The sequence below is a fragment of the Nonomuraea sp. NPDC049152 genome, from assembly GCF_040648355.1.
Classification (GTDB): Bacteria; Actinomycetota; Actinomycetes; order Streptosporangiales; family Streptosporangiaceae; genus Nonomuraea.
Genome location: NZ_JBEZDO010000028.1, coordinates 1 through 13,998, shown reverse-complemented (window position 1 = coordinate 13,998; position 13,998 = coordinate 1). Strand labels below are relative to the sequence as shown.

Sequence of the window (13,998 nt, the reverse complement as noted above, 5' to 3'; positions counted from 1 at the left end):
CTCACTCCAGGTCCGGTAGCAGGACGGAAGGCAGCGTGCAGTCCCGGTGCATGCGCAACAGCTGGTAGGCCACCCCGCCCAGGCCGGGCAGCAGGCCCGGCGCGAAGGCGTCCCTGGCCAGGCCGCTGACCGGGCCGTTGGCCTCCAGGCTGCCCAGGATGTGGGAGTCCAGCCGCGCCCGGTCCACCGGCGCGACCCCGGCCGCTCGCGCCTGCTCGATCACTTCCCAGCACCCGAGATCGCCGTGGCAGAGCGTGTGGTTCCAGCCGATGCCGTCGGCCCAGCAGGAGGCGGCGGCGCGCTCCAGCATGTCGCGCCACCGGGCGCCGCCCTCGCGGGCCAGCCGGTCGGCGGCGACGAGCCCGATACCGCCCGCGCCGTGGCACCATGCCTTGGCGGTGAAGCCGTCGTTACGCAGATCCAACCAGCCGCGCTGGTCGGGGTCGTAGAGGGTGTCCTCATAGGCGAACGCCGCCTCGGCGAGCTCCCGCATGCCGTCGGGGCCGCCGGGGGATTCCGCCAGCCGTGCCAGGGCCCAGCCGATGCCGGTGGCGCCATGGGCCAGCCCGCCGAGCCCCTGCGGGAAGCGCGGGCTGGGCCAGCAGACCCCACCGGGCCGGCGTTCCGCCAGGTCTGCGAGGCGCGCTCCGATCGATCGGGCCAGCTCGGCCCACCGCGCTTCTCCTGCCTGCTCGCTCAGCCGCAGGAGAGGGACGATCGCCCCAGCCATCCCTGAGAGCAGGTCGTAGCTGTCGTCGGCCTCGATCGACTCGGGGAGCAGCTCGGCCAGCGCGAGAGCGCGTGCCAGCGCCTCGCCTCCGGCCACGCCGAAGGCGCGCAGCAGCAGCCAGCCCCACACCTGCGAGGTGATCCCGATGTAGGCGCCGGGGGGCTCCGGCCGGATCCGCATGCCCTCCTCCCGCCTGGCCGCGTCGCGGTCCTCCGTGACGCGGATGGTGCGCAGGACCGCCTTCAGGAGATCGGACAGCTCCTCGATCGGTTCGGCCCTGCCGTGGGCGGTCTCCTGGAGGTAGGCGGTCAGGAGGATCGCCACGCCGTGGGCTCCGCCGTACGCGTCGAGCGACAGCGGCTGCACGGCCCAGCCTGTGAGGTTGAGCACGGGCGTGATCCAGGTGACGGTGCCGTCCGCGCCGCGCACGGCGCTGTCCAGCACGCCGCGCAGGATGCCGGCCGCGGCCGCGCGCCGCCGGGGCTCCAGTCGGTCGGCACGGACGAGGCCCGGCGAGAGCCGCTCGAGGTCCGGCATCCAGCCCTCGTTGAGGTAGGCGCTGACCAGGGCCGCCTGCGCCACCCTGCGGTCCAGGCCGTGGTCGCGCGCCCGCCAGCGGGTCACGGCGTCGGCGATCAGATCGCTCTCCGGGCCGCACCTGGTGTCGCCGGGGCCGCGCAGCATGCCGACGCGCGGGGTGGTGTCGAACATCGGGATGTCACCCTGGCACAGCTCGTCCACCTCGGCGGCGATGATGGCGGGGTCGCCGGGAGCGCCCGGCACGTTCTCCGACATCTTGGCCAGCAGCATGGCGGCCTTCGCGCGGGCGGGCGCCTCGTCGTGCAGCGCGGCGGGATGCCAGAGCATGCGGCCCAGCTCGGCGTACGCCTCGGTGGAGCGCAGCACCGCACGGACCGGGCAGTCGGCGAAGCCCGCCAGGAGCGGCTCCAGCTTGCCCGACCGGTCCAGGTCGGTCAGGCGGTCGTCGAGCTCGTCGAATCCGGCGATGATCGCGTCCCAGTAGTGGCCGAGCACCGGCTCGGGGCTGGGATGGTTGGCCGCCGCGGGCAGCTCCACCCGCTCGGTGCCCAGCCGAGGGCTGTCGGTGCCCGCGCCAAGCACCACCGGCAGCTCGATCTGCGGTTGCTGGCCGGGCAGCGCGCCCGTCGCCGACATGTCCACGCCCCGCCAGCCCAGGGCCACCCCTCGTCCCGGGAGCAGTCCGGTGCGCATCACCGAGGTGTTCACCAGCTCCACCGCCCGGTCGAAGGCCTGGCCGTACCCGGAGGGACGCGCCTTGGCGTGCGGGGTGAACAGGGTCTCGCAGTCGACGACCACAGGGTGCGGGCCCGCGGCGATGAGGTTCTCGGCGTGCAGGTCGTTGCCGCCGAGCAGGCGCATGAGCGCCAGCCAGTGGCCCATGCCGCGATAGAACGCGCGCAGTTCCTCGGCGTCGGCGCAGTGCCGGTGCTCGATGTGCTCGGCCCAGCCGTACCGCTGCCTGGTCACGACCGCGGGCACACGCATGGTGGAGACGCCGAGGTGGGTAAGCAGGTCGGCGAGCGCCGCGTCCACCGCCAGCGAGCGTGGCTTGTAGATCACCCGGCCGTCTTCGCCGTGCAGCATCACGACCGTCTGCCCGCCCCGGTGGCTGTCGCCGGCGCCGAACTCGACGCGTTCGAGCGCACCTGACGGTGCTCCAGGAAGGATGGCCAGCACCGCGCGGTCCTCCGCGAAGCGTTCGGCCATGAGGTTGGCGGCCTCGCACCTGTTGCGTACGGCCGTCGTGAGCCTGGCCATCATGCCGGGGTACGGCACCGCCAGGGCGTGCCAGAACGCCGGTTCGGCCACACTTCGCTTCCACTCCTCCCATCGAGCTGCGGGGTCGGCGGCGGTCAGGCGCCCGGACAACCGGGCGGCGTTGAGCTCCAGCACCAGCACCCTGGTGATCTTGCGGCGGACGTCCTCCTCGACAGACCGAGCAGCGCCCGCCAGGACGGCACGGCGCTCGGCCGGGGTAAGGCCGGTGAGCGCCCCCAACCGGGCCTTCAGGTCGGCCAGAGCCGGTCCGATCAGCGGGTCCAGTGGAGGGTCGAACTCACCGGCCATGCGCTCCGCCCCCGCTCAGCAGCACTGATAGGTTCTGGAACCCGAGCAGGCGGTCCCGCACCTGCCGGAGTGACCCGGCCCGGTCATGGTGATCTCGGACTCGACGTACATACCGGGCAGCAGCGGGCCAACCGGACTGTCGGGGTCGTCGCCTGTCCTCCAGGCGGCGATGATCTCCTCGGCCCTCTCGAGGGTGACGGTCATGCTTGCTCCCTTCTCGGACTTGGCGCCATGCTCCCGTTGCGGGGCCTATGACCGGTAGCCGCCATAACTGCTCACTTGACATGACATTCCGGATATGAGACAGACAGGCGTGATCACCGTTTCTGTAGTAGACGATGACCGGATGCTCATCGAGGGGCTGGCCGCCTGGCTGGCCGCTGTGCCCGACGTACGACTGACCGGATGGGCCGCGACCGTCGCCGAGCTTCTCAGAACGGAGCCTTCACCGGCCGACGTGGTGCTGCTCGACCTGCTGCTGGCCGACCGCTCCGACCCCGTGGGCAACGTGCGCACGCTGGTACGGCTGCGGCGGCGGGTGCTCGTGGTCAGCGTGGTGACCTCGGGCGACATGGCCAGGCAGATGATCGACGCGGGAGCGGGCGGCTACCTCACCAAGGACCACGACCTGGCGGCCCTGGTCGAGAAGATCAGAGAGGTGGCGAAGGAGGAGGTGGCCATGTCCCCCGAACTGGCGCTGGGCTGGCTGGCCGACCGGGACGGCGATCGGCCCATCCTGTCTCCGCAGGAACGTGCGGTGCTGCTCGCCTATGCCTCCGGCATGACGCTCACCGCCGCGGCCCGCAGCGCCGGGGTGCAGCCCGGGACCGCCAAGAACTACTTGGAACGCGTCAAGGACAAGTACCGGAAGGCGGGCCGTCCCACCTACACCAAGCTGGAGCTCGCCGCCCGCGTCAGGGAGGACGGCTTGGCCAGCTGAGCTCCACGCACACTCCCTCCCCGGGAGCCGTGATGATCTTCGCGCAGCCGCCGACCTCGCTCATGCGCCCGATGACCGAGGAACGCAGCCCGAAACCGGGCTCGGCCCAGCCGGGATCGAAGCCCCTGCCACGGTCGACCACGCGGACGGTGACCACGCCGTCCACCACGACGGCGGTGAGCCAGGCCTCCCGCTCCCCGGAGTGCCTGGCCACGTTGTTGAGCGCCTCCGCGCCTGCCTCCGCCATGGCCACGGCCACGTCGGCGGGCAGATCCTCGGGCAACGCCTCGGCGGCGTAGCGCACGCACAACCCCAGCCCCGCCGCCCTGGCCACGGCGCGGGCCAGGCCGTTGCACAGCCCGGTGGCGGGGCCCGCGGCATCCTGCCTGATCAGCGCCCGCACGTAGGCCGCGTCGGCCGCGCACCGCCGCCTTACCTCCTCCGTGTGGTGATCCAGCCCTCCTCGGGCGATCGCGGTCAGCGTGGCCAGTACCGTGTCGTGCAACTGCCGGTAGTGCGCCAGCTGGGCCTGCTCGGCGCCCCTCTCCGCCTCGGCCGCCAGCCGCTGCTCGGCCAGCCCGTCCAGCCGCTTCGCCTGGGCCGCCAGGTAGGAGCGGATGAAGAAGACGATGACCGCGAACCAGACGTAGCTGTTGACTCGCACGGCCAGCTCCAGCACAGGCGGCAAGCGCTGGCCGAGATCGTCGGCGTGCGCCATCGCGTAGACCACGATCGGCGGCAGCAGGGCGGCGAACTGGATCGGACGCTCGCTGACCGCACCGATCAGCGCTCCGGTCGCCAGCAGGGCGTGCGAAGACCAGTTGGCCACGCACGTGCCCGACTCGGGCAGGCAGGCACCGGTGACTCCGATCATGAACACGCAGGTGGCCAGGACGTCGATCACCACGGCACGGGGCGCGAACCAGCCGCGCCGCGCGACCCAGTGGAACAGCTTCACGTTCCAGGCCAGCGCCAGCGTCAGCAGCATCGCGTTGCGTCCGCGGTCGGAGAAGAGCGCCTCGTCGGCGACCAGGCTCGCGCACGCGGGCAGCAGGTAGCTGAGCCGCTGCAACATCAGCAGCATCGCCACGAACCGGCGCACCCGCTCGCCGCTGGGCCTGGACGCGAGGAACAGCGGATCTCGCCAGCCGAGGGAGCCCCTCCCGCCCGCCGCGGCCTGCTCGACGGGGTCACGCGCGGGTGGTGGCTGCATGAGGATCGATGCCCTTCTGACGAGCTGGCTTCAAAGTTCCATCGAGCGCGACGTGATCTCAAGTGCAGGCCGTAAACGGATGTCCAGATTTGCGCCCCCCGAGGGGGCCCGGTCCGGGCGCGGCCGTACGGAACGGCAGGGTCTTCACCGCGGGAGACCTGTACCGGCCGGCGAGCGGCGTCGCCACCGCGCTGACCGCGATTCACGACGCGGGCGCGATCCGCAGGGACATGAAAACGGACAACGTCCTGCTCGGTCCCTACGGCTCCCGGGTGATCGACTTCGGGCTCGCGCGGACGCTGAAGATGTCGTCCACCGCGACCGGGCTGATCTCAGGGACGTCGAGCCGCCCGTCGCCGCTGACGGCCGGGCGTCACACCTACGAGCTGGTCACCGCCGCCTGGTCGATCAGGCTTACCGGTAGTAGCCCACGTTCCGCCCTCCCGTAGCTACGGTGGGCCGCCACCTGGCCGGCGACCGCGCCCCTGGGGTCTTGCGGGTGGAGGTCACCGAAGATCAGTCAGAGGGCTGGAGCGGGACCTCGGCTTCGCCGAGGTGGGTGGCGGCGCTGTGGCGCAGTCGGTGGAGGTCGAGTCCGGCGTAGGTGTCGAGCAGGACGCGGGCGCGATCGTAGCCGAGGCGGGCTCGGCCGGTGTGCGGGCAGATGTCGGCGGCGGCTGGGCGGAAGGTATGCACTACTTGGCCCGGTGGCAAGAATCGCGTCACACGGCCCAAACGAGCGGCTTCGCCAACATCAACGGTGCAGGTCACCGGGGCGGGGCGGGCGAGAAGAAGGAGGGTCAGGGGTTCTCGGCATCGACCGCGTCCGCGAACGCGCGCATGGACGTGAAGGTCCAGTCCGGGGTGACGTCGGCCGACGGCTCCGGCGTCGCACCCCCGCCCGGGTTGCCGTGACGGCGGTTGATCCACACTGTCGGCAGGCCCGCGGCCTTGGCCGGCACGTGGTCGTGGAACAGGCTCTGCGCCACGTGCAGCAAGTTGTCCTCGGGCACCCCGAGCCGCTCGACCTCGCGCACCAGCGCCTCGAAGTTGCGGGGAGACGGCTTGTAGGAGCCGATGTCCTCAGCGGTGAGGATGCTGGTGAAGGTGACGCCGAGGCGCTTGTTCGAACCGGCGAAGGAGGCCCGGTCGACGTTGGACAAGATGATGAGCTTGTACCGGCTCGCGAGCCGTTCGAGCGCCTCCGCCGAGTCGGGGAACGCCGGCCAGTCAGGCACGGAGACCGCCAGCGACTCGGCCTCGTCGTCGCTGACCGGCACGCCGAGCTTCGCACCCAGGCCACGCATCGCCCGCGCCAGGATCTGCGGGTAGAGGTCGCTGGGGTGCTCGACCTCAGCCTGCGCCTCGTGCGTCGAGTACGCCGTCAGCAGCTGCTCATCGGTCATCTGCATACCATGCGCGTCGGCCCACTTGCGCAGCACGGCCGCGATGCCGGCCTCCCAGTCGATGAGGGTCCCGTAGCAGTCGAAGCTGAGGGCATCGAAGTCGCTGGAGTTCACAGTGCACGCTCCTGGATGAGCTCGAGGAAGAACCGTTCCGAGCCGTCGAAGTGCTCGTTCCAAGCGGCCTTGGTCCGCTGGACGTTGCCGGAGCGCAGCGCCTCGAGCAGCAGCTCGTGCTCGTACGCCAGGTCGGAGACGCTGCCGTAGGTCGGGTGAAGCTGAGCGATGAGCAGGCGCAGCTCGGCGCTGAGCTGTCTGACCGCTGGTCCGACCCGCGCGCCAAGCTGCTGTCCGGGCTGGCGTGGGAGACGGCGAGAGGCCCGGCCCTGGGTGCGCTGTTGCTGTCCGAGGACCCGGCCGCCCTGCTGGCCGGCGTGAGCGCGGACCTGGACTCGGTGTGGCGCGACACGGCCGGTGCGCTGGTCGCCAACGCGGACGTGACGGTGGACGCCGACGGCCGCCTGCACCTGGGCAAAGACGACGCGCTGGAGGACCGACCGAGCCTGAAAGACCTGCGCAAACGGCTGGAAGGAATGATCCCGCGGGTTGACCTGTCGGAGCAGATCCTGGAGGTGATGTCGTGGCAGCCGGGGTTCGCCGCGGCGTTCACCTCGGTCAGCGGCGGCGCGACGCGCCTGGCCGATCTGCACGTGTCGGTCGCGGCGCTGCTGACCGCGCACGCGCTCAACGTCGGACTCCCGCCGGTGCTCGGAGACTCGCCGGCATTGACCCGCGACCGGCTCGCCCACGTCGACCAGCACTATCTGCGGTCGGAGAACTACTCGACCGCCAACGGAGTCCTCATCGACGCCCAAGCTGAGATCACGCTTGCGCAGGCGTGGGGTGGCGGCATGGTCGCCGCCGTGGACGGGCTGCGGTTCATCGTCCCGGTGCGCAGCATCGACGCGCGGCCGAACCCGAAATACTTCGCCCGCAAGAAGGGCGTCACCTGGCTCAACATGATCTCCGACCAGCGCGTCGGCCTCGCAGGGAAGGTCGTGTCCGGCACCCCGAAAGACACCCTGCACTTCGTCGACCTCGTCTACAACCCCGACAGCGACCACCGGCCCGAAGTGCTGATCACCGACCAGGGCTCCTACTCCGACATCGTGTTCGGCATCGTCACCCTGCTCGGGTTCGACTACCGGCCGGTCCCGGCCGACCTGCCCGAAGGCGATGCGCAACCTGAACGAGGGCCGCCACGACCTCGCGCGGCACATCTTCCACGGCCGCAAAGGCGAACTGCACCAGGCGTACCGCGACGGGCAGGAAGACCAGCTCGGCGCGCTCGGACTCGTCCTGAACTGCGTGACCTTGTGGAACACCGTATATCTGGATCGGGCCCTGGACGTGCTGCGAGCCCAGGACTACCCGGTGCTGGACGAGGACGTGGCCCGCCTTTCGGCCTACGTGCGCAAGCACATCAACGTCCACGGCCACTACTCATTCCAACTGCCCGACCTCGGCGGAACATGGCGACCGCTACGGGACCCGGACCAGACCGATGACGAGGGCTGAGCTGTGGACGCTTGTAGACGAACGCGCCCGCTCCGGCATCGGAGCGGGCGCGATTCTATGGACTCAAGAAGCCGGATGCCGGGCGGCGATCCCTTCAACGAGGATTTTCAGACGACTGGCGCTTCGATACGGACCAAGCTCAGTTCAAGGTCCATGCCGTCATGGTCGACGCGAGAGCGGTGACCTGGAACACCATGAACGCTATTCCAGCTAACAGCGAGACCATAAGCGAAACACGCCAACCGGAGCGCAGATCCTTCGCCCGTACGAGAAGGACCAGGCCGGCGATGAGTAGCACCGGTGTCGGCAGCAGGGTCCCCATCACGGGCGTTGTCCACCGGCCAGTGAGCCCCCGCGCGGACAGGACACCGGACCGTTCGTGAGCAGGTTCTCTGCGTATACCGCGACTGAGCTGGTCACGGTCGGCCCGGTGTCCGCGGCGGCGGGCTTCACGCCGTAGGACTTTACACGGATACCTACTGTCGAAGGTCCTGTCGAAGGTCGGTCGTCGCGGGACCGGCTGGGACGGCGGGGGTTCGAGGCCATGTCCAGGCGGAGCGCAGGATGAAGGCCAGGATCAGCACCTCGATTCCGATGGAGAGGCCGTAGAAGGAGGCCCAGTCCCAGGACGTCCCTGCCGCGTTGAACACCGAGACGGGGATGTAAAGCAATGCAACGACGAGGTTCGTGGCGCGGTTCACACGGGCGGGCAGCGTCATGGAGAGCAGCACCATCAGGGCCGGGATCCCTATGAGCGCGAGGAAAATGGTCAACAATGTCCCGCTGATGTCGAACTCAAAGATGACGCCACCCCGGATTTCGTCGATGGCGCCGGGCTTGTAGAGGTGGAAGTAGTCGACGTAGATGTAGAGGAACATGAAGCTGGTCCAGGCTGCCGCGAGCTTGGCCTGCACGGGGATCGGCGGGTTGTCGAGCAGGCTCGGGGTGTTCGTTCGGATGGTCATCGGTTCTTCTTTCGAGAGGAGCGGTCCCTCCGCCGGAGTGGCGGCAGGTCTGGGCGTGCATACGCACGGGTTGGGTCGGTCTGGTCGTCAGACGGTGACGACAACCTTCCCTCGGGTGTGGCCGGCCGCGACGTAGCGGAGGGCGTCGGCTGCTTCGTCGAGGGGGTAGGTGCGGTCGATGACGGGCGTGACCTGCCCGGTCGTGAGCAGGTCGGCCAGGGTGAGCAGGTCCTGGCGCTTCGGGACCGACAGGAAGGGCTTCAGCCGCTGACGGGTGAACCCGGACAGCACGCGCGCCTTGACGATCCGACCGAGGGGGCCGAGCCAGCGGCCGCCGCGTCCGCTGTTGGGGATGAGGGTGCCGGTGGGCGTCAGCGCTCGGCGGACAGCCGCCAGGGGCTGAGCTTCCACGTTGTCGAGGATGACGTCGTAGCGCTGCTCGGTGCGGGTGAAGTCGGTCCTCGTGTAGTCAACGACGTGGTCGGCACCGAGCGACCGGACCAAGTCGACGTTGCGGGTGCTGCACACACCCGTCACCTCGGCGCCAAACGCCTTGGCGATCTGTACGGCGAAGGAGCCCACGCCGCCCGACGCGCCCGTGACCAGCACCGTCTGGCCCGGTCGAACGTTCGCGATGTCGCGCAATGCCTGCAACGCCGCCATGGCCGACGTGGGGACCGCTGCCGCGTCCACGACCGACAGGTTGGCAGGCACGGACACGAGGTTGTCCGCCGGGACGCAGGCGTACTCCGCGAGCGTTCCAGCGGTGCTCCAGCCGAACACCTCCTCGCCGGGGCGGAGAGCGGTGACATCCTTCCCGACCGCTGCCACCACGCCAGCGAGGTCCCTGCCAGGGATGCCGTGGCGCGGCCGGCGGAGCCCGAACGCCAGCCGCACCACGTACGGCTCACCGGTCATGACGAAGTAGTCGCCGGGATGTACTGAGGCCGCGCCCACCTGGACGAGCACATCGCCTCGACCGGGCAGCGGTAGCCCGACCTCGCACGACTCGAGCACTGAGGGCGGGCCGTAGCGGTGCTGGACGGCGGCCCGCATCGTCGCCGCCCCGGCCGGACTGGCCCCTGGCACCAGGCGTGCTGAGCCGTTCGATCGCTGTTCGGTTCCCATAGGAGCCTCCTCACGTCCGAGCTGCGACCCTCGCTTGCTCGTACACCGTACGTCGTACGCCGTACTATGCTCGTACGCCGTACTATGCTCGTACGCTGTACGATAGTCAAGCCGTTCGAGGGAGCGAGGAGACCCGTGTCTGTGAGGAAGCAACGCCAGGTCGCGTCAGACGCGGGGCTGAGCAAGAAGCGGGTGGTGGTCGAGGCGGTCCGGCTCGCCGACCGCGAGGGGGTCGACGGGCTGAGCATGCGCCGGCTGGCTGGCGCGCTCGGCGCGGGCGCGATGTCGCTCTACCACTACGTGGCGAGCAAGGAGGAGTTGCTGGACGCCATGATCGACGTCGTGTTCGAGGAGATCGAGCTCCCGCCCGAGGAGACCGACTGGCAGTCGGCGATGCGACGGCGGGCGGTATCCGCCCGACAGGTTCTCGCACGCCACCCGTGGGCGATCGGCCTGATGGAGTCGCGGACATCGCCGGGGCCCGCGCACCTCCGCCACCGCGAAGCGGTCACCGCCTGCCTGCGGAGGGCTGGCTTCCCGGTTCTGATGGCGACGCACGCCAACTGGTTGCTCGACGTCTACGTCTACGGGTTCGCCCTGCAGGAAGCCAGCCTGCCGTTCGACACCGCCGATGAGTTCGCGGACATGGCCGAGGACGTCTTCCTGCCCCAGCTTCCTCCTGACGAGTTCCCCTACCTCAACGAGTCCGCCGCGGCGCTCGTCGCTGCCGGCTACGACCCGGCAGAGGAGTTCATCTTCGGCCTCGACCTCATCCTAGCCGCCCTCGAGCCCCTGAGAGCCTCCGCATAGCGACGCTCACGGACCGTCGCGCGGCCCTCTGCACCGCAGCTCCGATCCATAACCGCCGTGTTGTAGTGGGGCTCGTAGCGGCCGTGCGCCTGGGGTGCCTACGTGACTTCGTCGATTGCCTCTGCTGCACTGGCAACAGCAGCCACATCGGCCACAGCCAGTTGTCCGCATCTAACAACACCCGCTGCCGAACTCACCACGTGGTGAGCGGCGGGGAGCGATCTTTGCAGTGCATGACGAGCAAGGCAATGATTGCGCTCTCATCGTTGATGTGGTAATGGGGGGAGCCCGAACCCGTTGAGTTGACGACCACGATGCGTGATCTTGTAAAGGCTGGCGCTAACGATGATCTTGGCCTGAAATGCTCGGCTATTTGATCTGACCGCGCAGCGCCAGTTACCCATTGGCCTGGTTTGATGCCTGTACGTTCCACGGTGTACCGTTCGGCCAGTTCGGAGGTGGTGTGCTGGCCGGCGCGGTGCAGCTTTACCAGGTGAGCTTCCTGTCGGGGTTGAGCTTGGGCTTCTGCCGCGCAGTCGGTGCTGAGCCGCATCAAATCCGACGCCCAGACCACCCACCGGCAGCTGGTGCCGATCTGGCGACGCCGAGTGCGCCGCTCCCGCGTGCTCCTCCTGGAGACCCCGTACGGCGACAACCTGACCCTGTGCGACCTGATCGTCGGCGAGCTGCGGATGGACGATCTGGTCTTCGAGGCCGCCTTCGACGACGAACGCATCAACGCCGTCCTCGCACAGCTCGACGCGGCCGAGCGCCGCGTGGCGATGGCCTGGGCCCACCCGGCCATCGCCACCTGGACAGAAGCGGCCCGCTTCGCGGGCGCCGCCGACCCGGAAGCGTACGGCGAGCGGGTGCGACGCAAGCTGAAGCGACTTGGCAACCGCTACACCGCCCGATCCCAGGCCGCCGTCACCCGGGATGGTGCCCGGTGAACCACTCCAACCGCGCACAGCGCCCCATCTACGTACGGGTGCCCAGCGTCCCCACCGCCACTGCCGTACTGAGCACCAGCTCGGTGGGCACTGCGCTGCTGACCGGTATGGTTTCCGCCGACTCCCCTCTGGTCTGGCCCCTCGTCGTCCTCGCTCTGGGCTCCATGGCCTACGACCTCGGCGTCCGCACCCTAATGCGCCGACGTCAGTGACCCGGGGCCCGAGTGCCCGCCGCCGTTCGTGCCGTATTCCGGCCCCGCTCAGCTCGTCTTGTCGCGGGTCGCGGCGGGCGGCGGCGCGCATGCGGGCGCTGTCGACCTGGCGTCGCTTGACGCCGGCGACCGGGTGCAGCGACGTCAACAATCCCCCGCCCCGGGCCGATCCGCACTCATCCCCCGTCAGGGTTGTCCCTCGGCGCGCCCGCGCGGAGCTCCGCCGCCACCGCCCGCTCTCGCAGCTGAGCCGCCTCCGCCCGCACCACCTCCAGATCGGCGCGAAGGTCCTCGAGCCTCGCCTGTTCCAGCCGCAACTCCATGCGTAGCCGGTCACGCTCCTCCACCAGCGCCCCGTCCTCCCGCGAAGCCGCCACGGCGAGGTCACGTTCCCGCCCGGCCTCCGCCACGGCGTGGTCGCGCTCGCTCTCGGCCCGCGCCACAGCAGCGTCGCGATCCCGCTCAGCAGCCCTCACCGCCATGTCGCGTTCCTTCTCGACCGCCGCGATCCTGGCCTCGACCTCAGCCGCCAGCCTGGCGTTCGCCTCACCCGCCTGCACGGCGCGTGCCTCGGCGGCCTCCGCCCGCTCAACAGCCCGGTCACGCTCGGCTTCGGCTCGCCCGGCGGCTCTGTCCCGCTCGGCCTCCGCCGCCACAGCCCGTGCCTGCGCAGCAGCGAGCTCTCGTTCAGCCCGCTCGCGCGCCTTCGTCGCCTGGGCCGCGCTACTCTGAGCCGCGTCGCGCTCTTCCCACGCGACCGCGACCGCCCGCTCCGCCTCCTCTTGTGCGTGCCGTACGGCGAGCCCCGCCCGCTCCGCCTCCTCCTGAGCCTTCCTGACCTGCGCCTTGGCCTCCTCGCGAGCGGCCTTGACCTCGGCCTTCGCGTCCGCCCGTACCCTCGCGATCTCGGCCCGCGCCTCTTCCTGGACCCCCGCGGCCCGCGCCTCCGCCTCCGCCACCAGCGCCTCGGCCGCCTCCACCCGCTCGGCCAACTCCCTGACCGCCTGATCCCGCGCCCGCTCGGCCTCCCCCGCCCGGCCCTCAGCCGCGACCGCCGCCTGCTTGGCCACCCGTTCGGTGGTCGCCGCCTCGCGCAACGCCGCCAGCGCCTGCTCGCGCGCGGTCTCCGCATCACGCAGCGCCGTGTCCCGCTCGGCCTGCGCCTCCTCGGCCACCTGACGCATCTCCGCGGTCTGCTTGCGGGCGTGCTCGGCGGCCTCGCGGGCCAGCCGTACCTGCTCGAACGCCTGCTCCCGCTCCGTCCTCGCGATGGCCACCCTGGTGTGCGCCTCGGCCTGCACCGCGCTCAGCTTGGCCTCCACCCCCGCAGGACTGAGCTCTTCGGCCAGTGCCCGCGCCAGCGGCTCGATCGCGGCGGCCAGCCCCGTCTCCATGCGCTCGTACAGCTGCTCGGCCCTGGCCAGCGAACCTTCGAGCCCCGGCGTCGCCCTGCGAAGCTCGCGTTCACGCTTGGCCACCGCCTGACAGTCGGTATCGGCGCAGTACGCCCTGGGACGACCCCTGCCCTTGCGCTGCTCGATCGGCGCCCCACAGTGCGCACACGGCGTCACTCTGTCACGACCGTTGTCTCCGCTGTCACAAGCCGACCCTAGCATTAATGGTTTTCCAGAAAATAAAAATCAGAAAATACGATCTGTTGCGCTGCGGCTATGGGCACCAAACTTGCGAGAAGTGCAGTTCCCGCAGCTGTCCTGTCTAACGACCTCGTGCACAGTCTCTGCCCGAGATCAGAGTGGCCAGGGATCTCAAGAGACCTGGCGTGCGTCTCATCTACCTGGCGTGATTCGCCGTTCCGTCTCACCTAGTTGGCGTGACTCCCCGATCGCGCGCACTCGGTGTCTCATCTAGGGCGCGTATTGGGTCGTGATCAATCTGTCGATTCGCCCTCGTGGTGAGGCCTGGACCGGTAGATCTTGTTCCGTGACGCGAGTGCAACTGA

The 13,998-nt window shown here is 69.9% G+C and carries 16 protein-coding genes and 1 pseudogene; 7 read left to right on the top strand and 10 right to left on the bottom strand.

The genetic code is table 11. The annotated features are described in order from the left end of the window. Position 1 precedes the first annotated feature (1 nt). Positions 2-2,839, bottom strand: coding sequence for a type 2 lanthipeptide synthetase LanM family protein (locus AB0B45_RS37840; RefSeq protein ID WP_358140975.1), 2,838 nt, complete (start codon positions 2,837-2,839; stop codon positions 2-4). Positions 2,840-2,854: 15 nt separating this feature from the next. Beyond that, on the bottom strand, positions 2,855-3,043 hold the full coding sequence (locus AB0B45_RS37835; protein ID WP_162795572.1) for a DUF6229 family protein: 189 nt from the start codon (positions 3,041-3,043) through the stop codon (positions 2,855-2,857). 94 nt (positions 3,044-3,137) lie between these two features. Between AB0B45_RS37835 and AB0B45_RS37830 the strand changes: the two genes are divergently transcribed. Next, complete coding sequence (locus AB0B45_RS37830; RefSeq protein ID WP_358140972.1) at positions 3,138-3,779, top strand: response regulator; 642 nt, start codon at positions 3,138-3,140, stop codon at positions 3,777-3,779. Here the strand turns inward: AB0B45_RS37830 and AB0B45_RS37825 are convergent. Next, a complete protein-coding gene (locus AB0B45_RS37825) occupies positions 3,754-4,992 on the bottom strand; it encodes a hypothetical protein (protein ID WP_358140969.1) in 1,239 nt (412 codons plus the stop codon). The two genes, AB0B45_RS37830 and AB0B45_RS37825, sit on opposite strands and share 26 nt — an antisense overlap. Positions 4,993-5,081: 89 nt before the next feature. On the opposite strand from AB0B45_RS37825, the gene AB0B45_RS37820 reads away from it, so the two are divergent. Then, a complete protein-coding gene (locus AB0B45_RS37820; protein ID WP_358140967.1) occupies positions 5,082-5,441 on the top strand; it encodes a hypothetical protein in 360 nt (119 codons plus the stop codon). A 67-nt stretch (positions 5,442-5,508) separates the two neighbouring features. Here AB0B45_RS37820 and AB0B45_RS37815 read toward each other — a convergent pair whose 3' ends face one another. The 3 genes from AB0B45_RS37815 to AB0B45_RS37805 all read right to left on the bottom strand — a co-directional run bounded on the left by AB0B45_RS37815 (position 5,509) and on the right by AB0B45_RS37805 (position 6,922). Next, positions 5,509-5,688: a hypothetical protein gene (locus AB0B45_RS37815; RefSeq protein WP_358140965.1), complete on the bottom strand. Its 180-nt coding sequence runs from the start codon at positions 5,686-5,688 to the stop codon at positions 5,509-5,511. A gap of 104 nt (positions 5,689-5,792) precedes the next feature. Further along, positions 5,793-6,512, bottom strand: a complete 720-nt coding sequence (locus tag AB0B45_RS37810) for a haloacid dehalogenase type II (protein WP_358140962.1) — start codon at positions 6,510-6,512, stop codon at positions 5,793-5,795. Then, complete coding sequence (locus AB0B45_RS37805) at positions 6,509-6,922, bottom strand: FCD domain-containing protein (protein ID WP_358140959.1); 414 nt, start codon at positions 6,920-6,922, stop codon at positions 6,509-6,511. The genes AB0B45_RS37810 and AB0B45_RS37805 overlap by 4 nt, the downstream gene beginning before the upstream one ends. A gap of 66 nt (positions 6,923-6,988) precedes the next feature. On the opposite strand from AB0B45_RS37805, the pseudogene AB0B45_RS37800 reads away from it, so the two are divergent. Together AB0B45_RS37800 and AB0B45_RS37795 are read left to right on the top strand one after the other, a co-directional pair. After that, positions 6,989-7,561: pseudogene (locus AB0B45_RS37800) on the top strand (Tn3 family transposase); the annotation flags it as partial. A gap of 70 nt (positions 7,562-7,631) precedes the next feature. Then, positions 7,632-7,973, top strand: a complete 342-nt coding sequence (locus tag AB0B45_RS37795; protein ID WP_358141348.1) for a Tn3 family transposase — start codon at positions 7,632-7,634, stop codon at positions 7,971-7,973. A 139-nt stretch (positions 7,974-8,112) separates the two neighbouring features. Here the strand turns inward: AB0B45_RS37795 and AB0B45_RS37790 are convergent, their stop codons facing one another. The 3 genes from AB0B45_RS37790 to AB0B45_RS37780 form a co-directional block, all read right to left on the bottom strand. Further along, positions 8,113-8,295 carry a hypothetical protein gene (locus AB0B45_RS37790; RefSeq protein ID WP_358140956.1) on the bottom strand — a complete coding sequence of 61 codons (183 nt, stop codon included), beginning with the start codon at positions 8,293-8,295 and terminating at the stop codon, positions 8,113-8,115. A gap of 154 nt (positions 8,296-8,449) precedes the next feature. After that, positions 8,450-8,938 (bottom strand): DUF6326 family protein, encoded by a 489-nt coding sequence (locus AB0B45_RS37785; protein ID WP_358140953.1) that lies wholly within the window; start codon positions 8,936-8,938, stop codon positions 8,450-8,452. A gap of 87 nt (positions 8,939-9,025) precedes the next feature. Next, a complete protein-coding gene (locus AB0B45_RS37780) occupies positions 9,026-10,066 on the bottom strand; it encodes an NAD(P)-dependent alcohol dehydrogenase (protein WP_358140951.1) in 1,041 nt (346 codons plus the stop codon). A gap of 141 nt (positions 10,067-10,207) precedes the next feature. Here AB0B45_RS37780 and AB0B45_RS37775 point away from each other — a divergent pair, with 141 nt between their 5' ends. The 3 genes from AB0B45_RS37775 (at position 10,208) to AB0B45_RS37765 (ending at position 12,038) form a co-directional block, all read left to right on the top strand. After that, complete coding sequence (locus AB0B45_RS37775) at positions 10,208-10,876, top strand: TetR/AcrR family transcriptional regulator (protein WP_358140948.1); 669 nt, start codon at positions 10,208-10,210, stop codon at positions 10,874-10,876. Between the two features lie 539 nt (positions 10,877-11,415). Continuing rightward, the gene (locus AB0B45_RS37770; RefSeq protein WP_358140945.1) at positions 11,416-11,826 is read left to right on the top strand and encodes a hypothetical protein; all 411 of its coding nucleotides are present in this window, start codon (positions 11,416-11,418) and stop codon (positions 11,824-11,826) included. Next, positions 11,823-12,038 (top strand): hypothetical protein, encoded by a 216-nt coding sequence (locus AB0B45_RS37765; RefSeq protein ID WP_358140942.1) that lies wholly within the window; start codon positions 11,823-11,825, stop codon positions 12,036-12,038. Before AB0B45_RS37770 ends, AB0B45_RS37765 begins: the two co-directional genes overlap by 4 nt. 176 nt (positions 12,039-12,214) lie before the next feature. Here the strand turns inward: AB0B45_RS37765 and AB0B45_RS37760 are convergent, their stop codons facing one another. Beyond that, positions 12,215-13,516: a hypothetical protein gene (locus AB0B45_RS37760; protein WP_358140940.1), complete on the bottom strand. Its 1,302-nt coding sequence runs from the start codon at positions 13,514-13,516 to the stop codon at positions 12,215-12,217. Positions 13,517-13,998 lie beyond the last annotated feature (482 nt).